Genomic DNA, 343 nt, shown 5'->3' with positions numbered 1-343 from the left:
AAGCTCAACCCTAGTAAAATCGCTTTCATGTTATGCTCCTAAATATGCTGCCAACGAGGTGCGTGCACCTTATTAATCAAATCAAGTTGTTGTTGATATATTTGCGCTAACATAGTTAATAGCGCTTGGTTTTGTGGTTCGTTTTCAAGAACCTGCTTTATGGCTAACTCTGCTTCTTCGAGTTCTTGCAATTGCACTTGCCAATTGCTGGTAAGTGCGTCTTGATTTTTATACGCAACTAACAAACTGTTTTTTTGCGCTAAAAAGTAATCACTTATCGCCACGGCAGGCTTTGGCTCAGGCGTTATAAAAACGATGTTTACTGCAATTAAAACCGCAACAC

1 pseudogene is annotated in these 343 nt (G+C 39.7%); it reads right to left on the bottom strand.

Annotated elements, in window-relative coordinates:
• Positions 1–38 precede the first annotated feature (38 nt).
• Positions 39–343: pseudogene (locus tag AAEY62_RS21050) on the bottom strand (hypothetical protein); the annotation flags it as partial.

This window comes from Pseudoalteromonas sp. GW168-MNA-CIBAN-0100 (genome assembly GCF_040309225.1).
GTDB lineage: Bacteria > Pseudomonadota > Gammaproteobacteria > Enterobacterales > Alteromonadaceae > Pseudoalteromonas > Pseudoalteromonas arctica.
This window is presented reverse-complemented; position numbering and strand designations above follow the sequence as displayed.